Below are 14,151 nucleotides of genomic sequence, written 5' to 3' on the forward strand. Positions count from 1 at the left end.
GATGACCACGGCGGGCGGATGATGACACTGTATGAGGAGCGGGATGTGATGACGTCGAATGTGAACCGGGGCCTCGAGCACCGCCTCGTCTCCGAACTCGGGGAGATGAGGGAGAACGGGGTTCACAAGGAACTGCTGCACATCATGGGGCGGCAGGCTCCGGTCGTGGACATCGCCGGTCTGGGCGAGACCATCAACATGTGCTCGAACAACTACCTCGGCCTGTGCGACGAACCTTCCGTGATGCGGGCGGTGAAGGAGGGGGTGGACCGGTACGGCGCGGGGACCTCCTCGGTGCGCTTCATCTGCGGAACGTTCGACATTCATCACGAGCTCGAGGCGAAGATCGCGGACTTCCTCGAGACGCCGGCCTCCCTCACCTACACCTCCGCGTGGAACGCGAACGAGGGCCTCTTCGCGCCCCTGCTGGGTGCGGATGACGCCCTGATCTCCGACCGCCTCAACCATGCGTGCATCATCGACGGGATCCGCCTCTGCAAGGCGCGGCGCTTCATATACGACCACATGGACATGGACTCGCTGCGCGACGCCCTCGAGGCGAGCCGCGACGCGCGCCACCGGCTCGTCATCACGGACGGCATCTTCTCGATGGAAGGGGAGATCGCGCCGCTGCCGGAGATCCGGGAATTGTGCGACCGGTACGACGCGATCATGGCCGTGGACGACTCGCACGCGACGGGGGTGCTGGGCGACACGGGACGCGGGACGCCCGAACACTTCGGCATGCACGGCGAGGTCGACATCGTCACGTCGACGCTGGGCAAGGCGCTCGGGGGCATGGCGGGCGGCTTCACGGCCAGTTCCGAAGCCGTGATCGACTATCTCGTCCAGGCGTCGCGTACGCAGCTGTTCACGAACGCCCTGCCCTGCCATTCGGCGGCCGGGGCGATGGCCGCGATCGAGCACCTGGAGGCGCACCCGGAACTCGTGGCCCGGCTCCGCGACAACACGGAGTATTACCGGGAGGGACTCATCGAACTCGGATACAAGCCGATTCCCGGCGGCACGCCCATCGTCCCCGTCATCATCGGAAAGACGGCGGACGCGATACGTCTCAGCCGCGAACTGCTGCGCGAGGGGGTCTTCGTCATCGGGTTCGGGTATCCCGTGGTCCCGCGCGGCGAGGCCCGGATCCGCTGTCAGCTGTCGGCCGCGCACGAACGCGAGCACATCGACGCCGCCCTCGCCGCCCTCAAGAAGGTGGGCGAGCGGCTCAACCTGATCTGACGCCGGCGGCGACGCCGGGACTGCGTGGGAGGTGCGGAGCGTGACCGAACGCGGACTTGATCGGACGTTGCCCGGGGGGATGGTCATCGCCCCGTCGATCCTCGCCGCCGACTACGCGCGGCTGGGAGCGGAGGTCGCCGAGGCGGAGGACGCGGGGGCGGAGTGGTTCCAGCTCGACGTCATGGACGGGCACTTCGTCCCCAACCTCACGATCGGGCTGCCGGTGCTGGAGTCGTTGCGCGCCGTCTCCGACTCGTTCCTCGACGTACACCTGATGATCGACAACCCCGGCGAGTTCCTCGAGCCCTTCGCGGAGGCTGGCGCCGACATGCTCACGGTCCATCAGGAGGTGTCCGCCCACCTGCACGGGGACCTGCACCGGATCCGGGAGCTGGGCTGCTACGCCGGCGTCGCGCTGAATCCGGCCACGCCGGCGGAGACGCTGTCGGAAGTCCTGGGGTACGTGGACCTCGTCCTCGTGATGACCGTGAACCCGGGGTTCGGGGGACAGAAGTTCATCGCCGAGGCCGTGCCGAAGATCTCCACGGTGCTTCGGATGGCGGCAGATCGCGGGCTGCCTCCGCCGGCCATCCAGGTCGACGGAGGGATCGATCCCGCGTCGGCCCCCGAGTGTGCCGCGGCGGGGGCGTCCGTGTTCGTGGCCGGTTCTTCCGTGTTCCGATGGGCGCCGGGGATCGCCGCGAACATGGCGGCGCTGCGCGACGCGCTCGCGCCCTACGGCTGAGGGCGGGGTGGACGGCGACCTTTCCCGCGACGAACTCGTCCGCTACGGGCGTCACGTCAGCATCCCCGAGGTGGGACTGGCGGGGCAGCGCCGCCTGCGGGCTTCGAGCGTGCTCATCGTGGGGGCGGGCGGTTTGGGGTCGCCGGCGGCTCTCTATCTCGCCGCGGCGGGGGTAGGACGGCTCGGACTCGTCGACCACGACCGCGTGGAACTCTCCAACCTGCAGCGCCAGGTGCTCTACGATACGGACGCGGTCGGGACGCCGAAGCTCGCCTCGGCCCGGGCGCGGCTCACGGGCCTGAACCCGGACGTCGCCGTCGAGACGTTTGAAACGCGCATGGATTCCAGGAATGCGTTCGAGATCCTCGAGGGGTGGGACTTCGTCATCGACGGGAGCGACAACTTCCCGACCCGGTATCTCGTGAACGACGCCTGCGTGATGCTTGGAACGCCCTTCGCGTACGGGGCCATCCTCCGCTTCGAGGGACAGGCGTCCGTGTTCGGCGCGCCCGACGGTCCCTGCTATCGCTGCCTGTTCCGGGACCCCCCGCCTCCCGGTCTCGTGCCCAACTGCGCGGAAGCCGGCGTCCTGGGCGTCCTGCCCGGGATCGTGGGGTCGATCCAGGCGAACGAGGCGATCAAGTGGCTGACGGGGATCGGCGACACGCTCGCCGGGCGCCTGCTCCTCATCGACGCGCTCCGCATGGAGTTCCGCTCGCTGGACATCGCCCCGGACCCCGAGTGCGCGGTCTGCGGCCCCGAACCGACGGTGACGGAACTCATCGACTACGAGCGCTTCTGCGGCGCGCCGCCCGACGGCACGGAAACGGAGGGTGCCATGCACGACCTCGATATCGACGTACACGAACTGAAGCGCCGGATCGACGCCGGCGAGCGCTTCCAGCTCATCGACGTGCGCGAGGACTACGAGTGGGCGATCTGCAACCTGGAAGAGGCGGGCGCGCGGCTCGTGCCGCTCGCGACGCTCCCGGAGGCCGTCGAGAGCCTCGACGCGTCGGAGCCGTTGATCATCCACTGCCGCTCGGGCCCCCGCGGCGACCGTGCGGTCGAGTACCTGCGCGCGGCCGGGTTCGACAACGCCGTCAACCTCGCCGGGGGGATCCTCGCGTGGGCGGAGGAGATCGACCCGGCGATGCCGCAGTACTGAGGGAGGTCTGAACCCGTGACGCCGGCCGCTCCGCGCATCGTTTCGCTCCTCGCGTCGGGGACCGAGATCGTCGATGCGCTCGGTCTCGGCGAGTGCCTCGTCGGCATCTCGCACGAGTGCGATCATCCGCCGCACCTGCTCGATCGTCCCCGCGTCAGCCGCCCCCGCTTCGACCCGGAGGCTCTCTCGAGCGGAGAGATCGACGCCGCCGTGCGACAGGCGATGACCGAACACGGCAGCGTATACGAGGTCGACGCAGCCGTCCTCGAGAAGCTCGACCCGGACATCATCATCACGCAGGCCGTGTGCGACGTGTGCGCCGTGCCGACGGACGGCGTGCGGGAGGTGCTCGGGGCGCGCGGAATCGAGGCCGACGTGGTGTCGCTGGACGCTCACACGATCGAAGACATCCTCGCTTCGATCACGCAGGTGGCCCGGGCCGCCGGCAGTCCGGAGATCGCCGGGGACGCGGGTGGTTCGCTCCGGAGGCGACTCGATGCGGTGCGGGCGGCGGTACCCCACGCCGACCCGCCGCGGGTGCTCGGGATCGAGTGGTTCGATCCACCGTTCGCGCCTGGCCACTGGGTGCCGGAAATGATCGAACTCGCCGGAGGCCGCAACCTGGCGGGCGAGGCGGGGCAGCCTTCGCGGGAAGTGTCGTGGGATGAGATCAGAGGGCTCGATCCGGACGCGCTCCTCCTCATGCCTTGCGGCTACGGCCTCGACGCGTCGCGCGCAGACGCGGACGCGCACGCTGAGCGCCTTGGAGAAGTGGCGCCGCGCGCGATCGCGGAGGGCCGCGCCTGGGTCGTCGACGCCTCCTCTTACTTCAACCGCTCGGGCCCCCGTTTCGTCACCGGCGTCGAGATCCTGGGTGGATTGCTGCACCCGGACCGCGTCCCCACCCCGGATGCGGAGGTCGCCGCCGTGTGGACGCCTCCGGCCTGATTGGTCCCCTCAGGTGTCTTCCCGGGGACCATCACGAACGGAGGCGCCACCGTCCTCGGAGGTCAGTCGAAGTTGACCTGGCGCACCTCTTCGACTCCGTCGAGGTCCTCCAACTCGCGCAGCGTCGCCGCCGGCAGTTCCTCGTCGATCCTCACCACGCCGAAGGACTGGCCACCGCCCTTTCGCCGCGCGAGGTGGTATTCCGCGATGTTCGCGTTTGCCTCGCCGAGCACCGTCCCCACGGCGCCGATCACGCCCGGCTGGTCGCGATTGCGGATGAGGAGACAGGTGCCGCGGGGCTCCGTCTCGATGCGGAAGGTACCGACCCGCACGATCCGCGGTTCCATCCGGGATCCCATGAGGGCCCCGCCCACGACCATGCCCCTCCTGCCTCTGCTCCTGCCCCTGCCCGTGGCTCCCCGCGAAGCCGCGGAGAGTTCGACGTAGTTCGTGTAGTCGCCCACGGCCTGCGTGCGTACCCGCACGATCTCCAGGCCCCGCTCCGCCGCGATCGAGAGGGCGTTCACGACGTTGAGCGGGGGATCGACGCGGCGTTCGAGGAAACCGACGGCCACGCTCGCCGCGAGGGGTCCGAGCACACCGTCCCGGGGTCCTCCGTAGCGCACGTCTATCCGGCTCGGCGGTGCGTCCTCGAGTCCGGCGAGGAGGCGTCCCAGACGGTACCCGAGATCCATGATGGGTCCCGCCCCGTCGCGGTCCTCCGCCTCGAAGGGAGCGTTCAGCGCGGCGCTGTAGTCGCCGTCGACGAGCGCGTCGCGCACGGAGATGGCGATCTGCCGGGAGACCTGACGCTGGGCTTCATACGTGGACGCGCCCAGATGCGGGCTGAACACGAGTTGCGGGGCATCCCGCAGCGGGCTGTCGGCGGGGAGCGGTTCCGTCTCGAACACGTCGAGGCCGGCGGCTCCCAGATGGCCGCTGCCGAGCGCCTCCGCCAACGCCGCCTCGTCCACGAGTCCGCCCCTTGCCGCGTTCACCAGGATCGAGCCCTGGCGCATGGCCGCGAGCTCCTTGCGGCCGATGAACCCGCGGTTCTCCTCGGAGAGGGGAACGTGCAGCGTGATCGCGTGGCAGGCCGGGAGGAGTTCGTCCAGGCTTGCGAGTTCCACCCCCAGATCGCTCGCACGATCGGCGCTCACGAAGGGATCGTGGGCCACGACGCGCATCCCGAACGCCCGCGCCCGCCACACGACCTCCGCCCCGATCCGCCCGAGTCCGATCACGCCGAGCGTCTTCCCGCTCAACTGGATCCCGCGCAACTCCTTGCGCCTCCACTCTCCGGCGCGGATGCTCGCGTCCGCCTCCGTGATCCGGCGGGCCGCGGCGAGGAGCAGGGCGAAGGCGAGTTCGGCCGTGGACTGCGTGTTCGCCGCGGGCGCGTTGAGCACGGCGATTCCGCGACGCGTGGCGGCGGGGATGTCGATGTTGTCCACACCCACGCCCGCGCGCCCCACGACCCTCAGCCGGTCGGCGGACTCGATGAGGTCGGGGGTCACCTTCGTGCGGGATCTCACGATGAGCGCCGATGCGCCTTCGAGCGCGCTGCGGAGCGCCTCGCGATCCGATTCCGTGTGATCCTCGACCGCGAGCCCGGGGGCGGCCCGCAGCGTCTCGATCCCGTCCGGGAGGAGGGGATCCGCAAGAATGACGCGAAGGTCGCCGCCCTTCGACTCGCTCACGGGATTCCGCTCACAGGACTTCGTCGAGGACGGCCAGCAGCGCTTCCAGTTCGTCGAGAGTGTGTTCGCCCATGTGCCCGATCCTGAACGACGGCTGCTTCAGGGGTCCGTAACCCGCCGCCACCGTGTATCCGTGCGCCAGAGCGCGGGAGACGACCTCGGGACCCGTCAGGCCATCCGGAAGCATGATGACCGTCACGCAGGGCGAACGGTAGCCTTCCGGCGCCAGCACGCGCCACGGGCGACCCGTTCGCGCGGCCGTATCGTCCACCCATTCGTACGTCCGGCGCGCCATCGCGTCATGCCGTTCCCAGCGCGCCTCGAGCCCCTCCTCCATCATCCGGGCCAGTTGCCGTTCGAGAGCGAAGAAGAGCGAGACAGCCGGGGTATTCGGCGTCTGCCAGCGCTCGAGGTTCTTCTCGAACTTGAGGATGTCGAAGTAGAAGCCCCGGTGCTCAACCTCCCGCGCGCGGGCGAGCGCCCTCTCGGAGGCGACGGCCAGCGCGAGCCCCGGCGGCAGCGCCACCGCCTTCTGCGACCCTGTGAGGACGAAGTCCAGCCCCCACTCGTCGGTCTTCACGGGCGCCCCGGCCAGGGATGAGACGGTATCGACGGCGATCAGCACGTCATCGAACTCGTGGACGACGGCGGCGAGGTCCTCCAGCGGATTGAGGACGCCGGTCGAACTCTCCGAGTGGACGACGGTCACGAGGTCGTACCGGCCGGGCGCCGCGGAGAGCGCGTCGCGCAGGCGCTCGGGGAGATTCGGCTCGCCCCACTCCGCCTCGAGCGCATCCGCCGGGCGCCCCGTCGCTTCGGCGATCGCGTGGAACCGCTTGCTGAACGACCCGTTCGTGAGGCAGAGGACGCGGCGGCGCGTGAGGTTCGTGATCGCCGCTTCCATCATGCCCGTGGCGGACGATGTCGACAGGTACACGGGCCTCGACGTCCGGAAGAGTCGCGAAGCGGAAGGCTGCATCGCTTCGACGAGGCCCGAGACCTCGGCGCTCCGGTGCCCGACGACGGGTCGCCTCATGGCGTCGAACAGATCCGGTGGAACTTCGGTCGGGCCGGGCAGAAAGAAGCGGCCGAACGAGATGGGCGGGTTCATGGCCGGAGATGGTATCGCTCTCTGACCCCTGTGGCCAATCGTTCGCTCGCAGTCGTCGCGGAGTCCGGTTGACGCGCCGCCGGGGCAGCAAGATTTTGCGGCCCGACCAGGGGGTTCCCACATGCGATACGTCACGATCACCGACCTGTCCCCGGAAGATGTCCTCGACCGCGCGAAGGCGTTTTTCGGCCGACATTCCGGGCTCGCCGTGCGCGAGGAGACGGAGGCATCCGTCACCTTCGCCGGCGAGATCGGCCTGGCCCGGTTCGCTGTCGACCGGGCGGGCGGCCACACGAACGTCCGCGTCGAGACCGACCGCGTCGTGGGCCTCGACGTGACCGACCTCGCGAAACGTTTCCTCTACACCCTCCGCAACGTCCACTGAGCGCCGCAATCGAGGCCGGCGTTGAACCCGCTCCCGAGGATCGCATGAGCGCCATCACGGTACGCCTCATCATGCCGGACCGCTGGCTCGAACACGTCGCGGAGCTGTCCGCCGACACCACCGTGGCCGACGCCAAGGCCTTCGGCATCCGCGAGATGCTCCAGCGCTCCTCCGACGACCCCGCCGACTTCTACACCGAGTTCGCCGAGCGCCGCATCCGCGACGAGACGCGTACGCTCGCGGACGTGGGTATCGGCGCGCGGGGCGTGCTCTCGATCCGGGCCTACGACCTCGGCCACTACGCCCCCTTCCGGGGCTAGGGGACGCGACAGCAGCGGCTGACGCGACGCTAGCGGTTGAAGTAGCTCCGCGTCTCGCGCCAGACGACGCCTGACAGGAGCAGGAGTCCCACCAGGTTCGGCGCGGCCATGAGGCCGTTGAGGATGTCGGAGATGAGCCACACGACATCCAGCTCCACGACGGCGGCAAGCCCGATCACGATCACGAACACGAGCCGGTAGGGACGGATCACGCGTTCGCCGAAGAGGTAGGCGAAGCTTCGTTCCCCATAGTAGGACCACCCGAGCATCGTGCTGAAGGCGAAGGTCGCGAGGCCGAGCGCGACGACGATGTCCCCCGCGCCCGCGAGCAGGCTCGTGTCGAAGGCGAGTTGCGTCATGTTCGCGCCCTCGGCCCCCGATTCCCACGCGCCCGTGGTCAGGATCGCGAGCCCCGTCAGGGTGCAGACGACGATGGTGTCGATGAACGTCTGTGTCATGGAGACGAGGGCCTGCCGCACCGGCTCGCGCGTCTGCGCCGCGGCGGCGGCGATCGCCCCCGTCCCCAGCCCGGATTCGTTCGAGAAGATCCCGCGTGCGACCCCGAAGCGCATCGCCTGGAGCACGGTGTAGCCGAGCGCGCCGCCGGCCACGGCCTGCCCCCCGAACGCATGCTCGAACACCAGCCGGAAGGCCGCGGGGATCTCCGCCGCGTTTGATATGAGGACGACGCCGGCGACGCCCATGTAGAGGACGATCATCGCCGGCACGATGACGCTCGCCACCCGCCCGATGGACCGGATCCCTCCGATGATGACGAGCCCGACGGCTCCCGCGGTGACGAGTCCCATGATCCAGTGCGGCACATGGAACGACTCGTTCATGGCGTCCGCCACCGCCTGGGACTGGACGCCGTTGCCGATGCCGAACGCGGCGAAGGTCGCGAAGAGCGCGAAGGCGATCGCGAGCCCCCGGCCGACCGGGCTCCGCCCGAGACCGTGCTCGAGGTAGTACATCGGGCCGCCCGCCTTCTCGCCCCGGGCATCCGTCTCCCGGAAGCGGACGCCGAGCACCGCTTCCGCGTACTTCGTCGCCATCCCGAGGAGTCCCGTCACCCACATCCAGAAGAGCGCCCCTGGGCCACCTGCGCCGATGGCCGTCGCGACGCCCACGATGTTCCCGGTGCCGACCGTTGCGGCCAGCGCGGTCATGAGCGCCTGGAAGTGCGAGATGTCGCCCTCGCCCTCCGGTTCGCGGCGCTTGACGAGCGCCAGCCAGAGCGCGTGCCCGAGGCGGCGGAACTGGAGGCCCCGCAGCAGCAGCGTGTAGACGAGGCCGGTGGTGAGGAGGAGGATGATGAGGGGGACGCCCCACACCCAGGCCTGAATCGCCTCCAGCAGTCCGTGGGGGGACCCCGCGTCAGCTGCGGTAATTGCTGTCACCTCGTGCTGGAAGTCGCCAGGGGAGAGCGCGCCGGACGGCTGCGGCGAGCGGACTGTGACGTTAGACATGCCTCGGAGCCGCCGTCAACGTAACGGGTGGCCGGGCGGGCCCTGCGATCCGGGGCGCATCCGGGTCCCGGGAGGTGGGACTCGGACGGATCGGGCCGCACTTTGGGCGAACGGACGCCTTGCGTACCTTCCCCACCCATGCGGGCGACCGCCCGTTCACGACCTTTGGCCATTCGTTCCCGGGGATCCCGCTCTTGGACAAGGACCAGCCGGCAGGCGCGGCGGAAACGGCCCCGCCGCCTTCGGAGGCGTTCGATGCCCTCGCGGGGGCGATTGAACGAGGGCGTCACGTCGCCCTCGTTGCGGCCGAGGGGGCGGGCCTGGCCAGGGTCTACGCGGCGGCCGCCGTGCGCGACCTCGCCGCCGGCGAGGCGGACGGACGCGCCTTCGTGCTCACCGCAACGGTGGACCGCGCGCGGCGTTGCGCGTCGCGCATGCATGCCGTGGCCCGCGCCGACGGGCATGAGGTCGTGGTTGTTCCGGGCGCCGGCGCCGGGGCGGTGGGGCGGGCGCCGATCCTGGTCGGGCCACCGGCCGTGCTGCTGGAGGGCGTGCGGAGAGGCGACATCCCGGCGGCGGCGCTGTGCACCCTGGTCCTCGATGATGTGCGTGCGCTCGAGCCGGCGCGGGCGGCCGTCGAGGCCGTGGTGCAGGCCTCCGGAGACGGGGCCCGTCGGATCGCGACGACCCACGCCCGCGATGCAGGGTTCGACGAGCTGGTCGAGCGCTGGCTGCCGCGCGCGCGTCGGTGGCCGAACGAGCTGTTCGCCGAGCCGCGGGCCGGGGAGTCGGGCGCCGGACGCGCGGCGGGCACCCCGGTCGCCGTCGCGAGCCGGGCGACGCGCGAGGGCCGGCTGGCCCGCCTGGCCGAGTTGCTTCACGACCTCACGCGGGCCGGCACGGGAGCCGGAGCGGCGACTGCCGTCAGCGTCGAGACGGCTCCCGGCGCCGTCGCCGATGTGCGCGCCGCGCTCTCGGTGGCCGGGCTGCGCGTCGCCGCGGCCGAGGGAGCCGGTGCCGCCGAAACGGACGACGGCGTGACGGTACGGGTCGGGGCGTGGCGCGAGATCGACCCCGCCGCCCATGCCGTCGCGTTCGAACTGCCGCCCGCGCCGGAGCCCCTCGCCCGCGCGGCGGCGGCCGCCGAGCACTGCTACGCCATCGTCGACACCCTGCACGAGCAGCAACTCGAACTGACGGCGTCGCGGGCCGGGCTGCGGCTCGCACCCCTGGCCGAGCCCGCGGACCCCGCGCTCATGGACGACGTGGCCGCCTTCCGCGCCCACGTATCCGCCGCGCTGGAAGAGCAGGATCTCGCGAGCGGCGCGCTCCTCCTCGCCCCGCTCCTGGAGGAACATGGCTCCGCACGAGTGGCCGCCGCGCTGGCCGGACTCCTCCGGGCAGCGGATCGAACCGCCCCGCGGGCCGGCGAAGCGGCGCCCGGCCAGGCGCCTCGCGGCGACGCGCCGACCCGGGACGCCGCGGGGGCACCCACCGACGCCAGCGCCCGGCGCGCCACGCGACCCACCTGGACCAAGGTCTTCGTCGGCGTCGGGAAGCGGGACGGCGCCGGCCCCGGCGACCTCGTCGGCGCCATCACGGGCGAAACCTCCGTTGCGGGCGGACAGATCGGGCGCATCGACATCCGGCAGAACTTCACCCTCGTCGACATCGATTCGCTGGCCGCCGACGCGGTGGTCCGCGGCCTCGACGGCAGCCGGATCAAGGGTCGCCAGGTCGTCGCGCGCCTGGACCGCGGGGCGCGACGAGGCGGATGAGCCCGCTGCGGCGCCTGTTCGACTTCAGCCGGTTGGAAGGCCGCCTCCTCGGGGCCGTCCTCTTCACGGTGAGTATCACGATCATCGGGACGATCGGCTTCGCCGCCATGCCCGACTACAACCTGTCCGACGCATTCTTCATGACCGTGATCACGGTCTCGGCGGTCGGGTACGGCGAAATCCGGACCCTCACCGATGGCGGTCGCATCTTCGCGAGTTTCATGATCGCGGGCGGCATCATCACGCTCGCGATCTGGTTCGCCCTCATCACCGCCACCCTCGTCGAGATGAACCTGACCCAGTCATTCAAGAAACGAAGAACGATGAAGAGGATCGACGACCGCAGGGACCATGTGATCCTGTGCGGCGCGGGCCGCACCGGCCTGGCCGCGCTGAAGAGGCTCGCCACGCGCGGGACCCCCTACGTCGCCATCGAACGCGATCCCGCGCAGATCCTGGAGGCACGCCGGATCGACCCCGACGCGCTGATCATCGAGGGAGATGCGACCGATGACGACACACTCATGGCGGCGGGGATCCAGCGTGCGCGCGGGCTCATCGCCTCGCTGAGCGCGGACACCGACAACGCCTTCGTGTGCCTAGCGGCGCGCGAGTTGAACGCGGATCTCACCATCGTGGGGCGGGCCCGTTCAGAGGAAGCGGTGAGCAAGCTCAAGAAGGCGGGCGCCGACCGCGTCGTCACCCCCAACTCGACCGGCGGCATCCAGATGGCCTCGCTCGTCCTGCGGCCCGACGTCACGCTCTTCGTCGACTTCGATACCCCCGGCGACGCCGGCGGCATGGGGCTTCTCCTGGAGCAGGTGTCCGTGCCGGAGTCTTCCGAGGTCGCCGGACTCACCCTGGCCGAGTCGAAGATCCAGGCCCGGACCGGCCTGCTCGTCGTCGCGATCCAGCGCGGAAGCAAAGCGGGCGGCGACGCCGAGGGCTTCGTCTACAACCCGGGGCCGCAGGAGAAGCTGCGGGCCGGCGATGATCTCGTAGTGCTCGGACCTCGGTCCAGCTTCGCCGAACTGCGCGACTTCCTGAGCTGACCTTCGAAGCGGAGCCGCCCGGGATTGTGAGGCTCAGAGCTTCTCGGGAGTCTCCTGGAAGAAGGGCCGCCACTTCTCTTCGGGCGAGGGCGGCGTGAGGAGGCTCACGACGATCAGGAGTCCGAGCGAGATGAGGACGCCGGGGATCACGATGTAGTCGCTCGAAGCGAAATCGAACGCGGTCCCCCCGATCGTGGCGCTGAAGTCCACCCCGAACCGGGACAGGAGCGCGATCCCCACGATGCTCCCGAGTCCGCCGGCGATACACGCCACGCCTCCCTGCGGCGTTACGCGGCGCCACAGGAAGGCCGCAAGGAGCGCCGGCGTGAGACTGGCCCCGACGAGCGAGTACGCGTAGAGCGCCATCGCGAGTACGGTGTCGAACTGCGTCAGCAGGACGAGCCCCAGCCCGCCGAACAGGACGACGCAGAGGCGCTGCAGCGCCAGCTTTCGCCCTTCGCTCGCGTCCGGATCCACGAACCGTTCGTAGAGGTCCCGGCTCACGTTGGTCGACGGCACGAGCAGGAAAGTGTTCCCGGTCGAGAGCACGATGGCGACCGCCGCGGCGAGGAGAATCGCGCCCCCGATGATCGGCAGGCCGTTGGCGGCGATGTGAAGGATGATCGTCTCCGACGCGGCACGCCCGACGAGCGACACCTGCTCCGGGTCCGCGAGTTCCGGGAAGACCGCCCGACCCACGATCGCGATCAGCGCCAGCGTCGTCTCGATGAAGACGACCCCGAGGAACATGCCGACCACGGCCTTCTTGGCGGACCCCGCGTCCCTGGCGGAGAAGAACTTCTGGTACATCCCGCTCTCGCCCAGGATGAGCAGGAAGGTGGGCATCGCGACGCCGATGACCCAGAGTACGTTGTGTCCCCCGAGTACCGTGAGGTGCTGCTCCGGAAGCGCGGCCGCGATCGCCCCCACGCCACCGTTCGACAGCACGAGGTAGGGGAGACCGATGATGATGCCGAGCGTGATGATGATCCCGTTGAGGAGATCGACGGAGACGATCGACACCATGCCGGCGAGTGCCGTGAAGGCCACGATCGTGATGCACGTGATGATCATCCCGGCCGTGGGGGAGATGGCGCCATCCGTGACGATGCTTAGAATCCAGCCGCCGCCCCGGAACTGGTAGGCGGCGATCGTCACGTAGGCGAGGATGATCGCGACCGTGCCGAGGACGCGGGCCGCCGCGTTGTAGCGCTGCTCGAGGAGATCCGGGACCGTGTACTTCGCGATCGAGCGCACGCGGGGTGCAAGGTAGAAGGCGACGAGGAGACCGACCCAGGCGCCGAAGGAGAACCACAACTCCGCGATCCCCGTCCGGTAGGCGAGCCCGGCCCCGCCGAAGAGCGACCCCGAGCCGATCCAGGTGCAGATGAGGGTCCCCACGAGGAGCGCCACCGGCACGTTCCGGCCCGCCACCATGAAGTCCGCATGGCTCTTGATCTGCCGCGAGCGCCACACCCCGATCGCGATGAGGACGAGGGGATATCCGAAGACGGCAATCGTCAGCAGGTCCATCGATCCTCCGCTCTTTCCGTGGGGCTACTCCCCCTTCGACATCCGGCGCTTCAACTCCTCGAGCATCGCGTCCGCCCGCGCCTCCCGCAGTTCCCGCTCCGCCACGAAGTCCCGCTGCGGCGCGCCGGCCATCGGGTCGAGCGCTTCGTCCACCTGGCGACGCGCGTCGTCGAGGTCGTGGCTCCCCTCCAGCTTCTCGGCCATGCGGTCGAACGCGTCCGCCGAGTCGAACCGTTCGGAGGAGTGCTGGATCGCCTGCGCGCGCCGCTGCTGCACGCCGAGCGAATCCCGCCGGGCCATGGCGCTCTTCAACTGTTCCGCACCCTGCGCGGCCTCGGCCTTCTGCTGCTGGAGTTCGGCCTGCGTCCCCTCGGCCTTGAGGACGAGGACCTCGAGCCGCTGCCTGTGCCGCGCCGCGAACCGGTTCGCGACCTCGACCGTCTCCGCATCCCCGATCTCCGCGGCCTTCGCCGCCCGCCGCTCCGCGACCCGGGCCGCGTCCTTTTCCCTGTCCGCCTGACGCACCTGCGACTCGAACAGCCCCTCGAGTTCGGAGATCCGTGCCCGCGTGTCGACGAGTTCCTGGCGCATGGCGCGGATGACGCGGTCGATGTCGTCCTCGGACGCACCGGGCTGTTTCGCTTCCATGCGGTCGAGCGCCTCGTCGACCATCTGCCTGAGTTTCCTGAACATG

General features: G+C 70.1%; 13 protein-coding genes. 8 read left to right on the forward strand and 5 right to left on the reverse strand.

All coding sequences use genetic code 11. The annotated features are described in order from the left end of the window. Positions 1-18: 18 nt before the first annotated feature. Genes RN729_RS04820 through RN729_RS04835 form a run of 4 tightly spaced genes read left to right on the forward strand, consistent with a single transcriptional unit; the run spans position 19 to position 4,109 of the window. Complete coding sequence (locus RN729_RS04820) at positions 19-1,248, forward strand: glycine C-acetyltransferase (RefSeq protein ID WP_310782542.1); 1,230 nt, start codon at positions 19-21, stop codon at positions 1,246-1,248. 40 nt (positions 1,249-1,288) lie between these two features. After that, positions 1,289-1,993 (forward strand): ribulose-phosphate 3-epimerase, encoded by a 705-nt coding sequence (gene rpe, locus RN729_RS04825; RefSeq protein WP_310782543.1) that lies wholly within the window; start codon positions 1,289-1,291, stop codon positions 1,991-1,993. A 7-nt stretch (positions 1,994-2,000) separates the two neighbouring features. Further along, complete coding sequence (gene moeB / locus RN729_RS04830; RefSeq protein ID WP_310782544.1) at positions 2,001-3,161, forward strand: molybdopterin-synthase adenylyltransferase MoeB; 1,161 nt, start codon at positions 2,001-2,003, stop codon at positions 3,159-3,161. A 15-nt stretch (positions 3,162-3,176) separates the two neighbouring features. Beyond that, positions 3,177-4,109: a cobalamin-binding protein gene (locus RN729_RS04835; RefSeq protein ID WP_310782545.1), complete on the forward strand. Its 933-nt coding sequence runs from the start codon at positions 3,177-3,179 to the stop codon at positions 4,107-4,109. 62 nt (positions 4,110-4,171) lie between these two features. On the opposite strand, the gene serA is transcribed toward RN729_RS04835, so the two are convergent. Both serA and RN729_RS04845 read right to left on the reverse strand, forming a co-directional pair. Then, positions 4,172-5,809, reverse strand: a complete 1,638-nt coding sequence (serA, locus tag RN729_RS04840; RefSeq protein ID WP_310782546.1) for a phosphoglycerate dehydrogenase — start codon at positions 5,807-5,809, stop codon at positions 4,172-4,174. A gap of 10 nt (positions 5,810-5,819) precedes the next feature. Continuing rightward, positions 5,820-6,920: an alanine--glyoxylate aminotransferase family protein gene (locus RN729_RS04845; RefSeq protein ID WP_310782547.1), complete on the reverse strand. Its 1,101-nt coding sequence runs from the start codon at positions 6,918-6,920 to the stop codon at positions 5,820-5,822. A 121-nt stretch (positions 6,921-7,041) separates the two neighbouring features. On the opposite strand from RN729_RS04845, the gene RN729_RS04850 reads away from it, so the two are divergent. Both RN729_RS04850 and RN729_RS04855 read left to right on the forward strand, forming a co-directional pair. Next, positions 7,042-7,305, forward strand: coding sequence for a hypothetical protein (locus RN729_RS04850; protein ID WP_310782548.1), 264 nt, complete (start codon positions 7,042-7,044; stop codon positions 7,303-7,305). Positions 7,306-7,349: 44 nt separating this feature from the next. Continuing rightward, entirely contained in the window at positions 7,350-7,625 is a 276-nt protein-coding gene (locus tag RN729_RS04855) for a hypothetical protein (protein WP_310782549.1), read from the forward strand. Between the two features lie 29 nt (positions 7,626-7,654). On the opposite strand, the gene RN729_RS04860 is transcribed toward RN729_RS04855, so the two are convergent. Continuing rightward, the gene (locus RN729_RS04860) at positions 7,655-9,094 is read right to left on the reverse strand and encodes a sodium:alanine symporter family protein (RefSeq protein ID WP_310782550.1); all 1,440 of its coding nucleotides are present in this window, start codon (positions 9,092-9,094) and stop codon (positions 7,655-7,657) included. 194 nt (positions 9,095-9,288) lie between these two features. Here RN729_RS04860 and RN729_RS04865 point away from each other — a divergent pair, with 194 nt between their 5' ends. Both RN729_RS04865 and RN729_RS04870 read left to right on the forward strand, forming a co-directional pair. Continuing rightward, positions 9,289-10,872, forward strand: coding sequence for a DbpA RNA binding domain-containing protein (locus RN729_RS04865; RefSeq protein WP_310782551.1), 1,584 nt, complete (start codon positions 9,289-9,291; stop codon positions 10,870-10,872). After that, complete coding sequence (locus tag RN729_RS04870; protein ID WP_310782552.1) at positions 10,869-11,924, forward strand: potassium channel protein; 1,056 nt, start codon at positions 10,869-10,871, stop codon at positions 11,922-11,924. Before RN729_RS04865 ends, RN729_RS04870 begins: the two co-directional genes overlap by 4 nt. Before the next feature lie 33 nt (positions 11,925-11,957). On the opposite strand, the gene RN729_RS04875 is transcribed toward RN729_RS04870, so the two are convergent. Next, on the reverse strand, positions 11,958-13,457 hold the full coding sequence (locus RN729_RS04875) for a sodium:solute symporter family protein (RefSeq protein ID WP_310782553.1): 1,500 nt from the start codon (positions 13,455-13,457) through the stop codon (positions 11,958-11,960). Positions 13,458-13,481: 24 nt separating this feature from the next. After that, positions 13,482-14,150, reverse strand: a complete 669-nt coding sequence (locus RN729_RS04880; RefSeq protein ID WP_310782554.1) for a hypothetical protein — start codon at positions 14,148-14,150, stop codon at positions 13,482-13,484. Between the last annotated feature and the right edge of the window lies 1 nt (position 14,151).

The sequence above is a fragment of the Candidatus Palauibacter polyketidifaciens genome (assembly GCF_947581785.1).
Classification (GTDB): Bacteria; Gemmatimonadota; Gemmatimonadetes; order Palauibacterales; family Palauibacteraceae; genus Palauibacter; species Palauibacter polyketidifaciens.

Bases quoted from the DNA above. Each gene is read 5' to 3' on its own strand.
- RN729_RS04850 (WP_310782548.1), top strand. From the start codon at position 7,042: ATGCGATACGTCACGATCACCGACCTGTCCCCGGAAGATGTCCTCGAC.
- RN729_RS04855 (WP_310782549.1), top strand. From the start codon at position 7,350: ATGAGCGCCATCACGGTACGCCTCATCATGCCGGACCGCTGGCTCGAA.
- RN729_RS04845 (WP_310782547.1), bottom strand. From the start codon at position 6,920: ATGAACCCGCCCATCTCGTTCGGCCGCTTCTTTCTGCCCGGCCCGACC.
- RN729_RS04875 (WP_310782553.1), bottom strand. From the start codon at position 13,457: ATGGACCTGCTGACGATTGCCGTCTTCGGATATCCCCTCGTCCTCATC.
- RN729_RS04820 (WP_310782542.1), top strand. From the start codon at position 19: ATGATGACACTGTATGAGGAGCGGGATGTGATGACGTCGAATGTGAAC.
- RN729_RS04870 (WP_310782552.1), top strand. From the start codon at position 10,869: ATGAGCCCGCTGCGGCGCCTGTTCGACTTCAGCCGGTTGGAAGGCCGC.
- RN729_RS04880 (WP_310782554.1), bottom strand. From the start codon at position 14,150: ATGTTCAGGAAACTCAGGCAGATGGTCGACGAGGCGCTCGACCGCATG.
- RN729_RS04860 (WP_310782550.1), bottom strand. From the start codon at position 9,094: ATGTCTAACGTCACAGTCCGCTCGCCGCAGCCGTCCGGCGCGCTCTCC.